This is a genomic window from Psychrobacter sp. AOP30-A2-5 (assembly GCF_052378115.1).
Classification (GTDB): Bacteria; Pseudomonadota; Gammaproteobacteria; order Pseudomonadales; family Moraxellaceae; genus Psychrobacter.
Map to the genome: position 1 here is coordinate 1 of NZ_JBQSXK010000066.1, position 554 is coordinate 554.

The window sequence follows — 554 nt, forward strand, 5'->3', positions numbered from 1 at the left end:
CGCTTGGCTTGGCTCCAAAAGTTCTCTATTCCGTTGATATGGTTTCTGTCTTGTGCAAACTCTTTTGAATGATTGATACGGTAATGGGTAAACTCACTGACATCAAGGGCATTGTAACTTCTGAATGAGTCAGTATAAACGATGCTATCAGGCTTTACTTTTTCTCTTATAATAGGGATTAAGGTATCGGCTCTGGCATTAGGGATGAGACAAGCATAGACGCTGCCATTGCGCTTAAGCAGTCCAAACACAGGCACTTTATTACCAGCACCGCGACCACGTTTGCCTTTGCGTCTACCGCCAAAGTAGCTCTCATCAACTTCTATTTCGCCTTCTAGAAGACCAGGTTCCTGACTATTTTCATAAATCAGTAGTCTTAGCCTGTGAAAGTAATAGCTAGCTGTTGTTTTATTAACACCCACTAAGCTTGCTGCTGTTCTTGCGGTAGAACCGGCAATAAATAGTTCAATGAGTCTGGTTTGTTTGTACCAACTTAATCTGCTCTTTCTCATATGACTATCCTAGATTATTTTACTTATCTAGGACAGCCCCTT

At 41.5% G+C, this 554-nt stretch carries 1 protein-coding gene; it reads right to left on the bottom strand.

Annotated features, from left to right (window positions below; genetic code table 11):
* A partial coding sequence (locus tag ACT3S4_RS14385) for an IS1595 family transposase (protein ID WP_444761311.1) occupies nucleotides 1-512 on the bottom strand: 512 nt, incomplete at its 3' end.
* Nucleotides 513-554 lie beyond the last annotated feature (42 nt).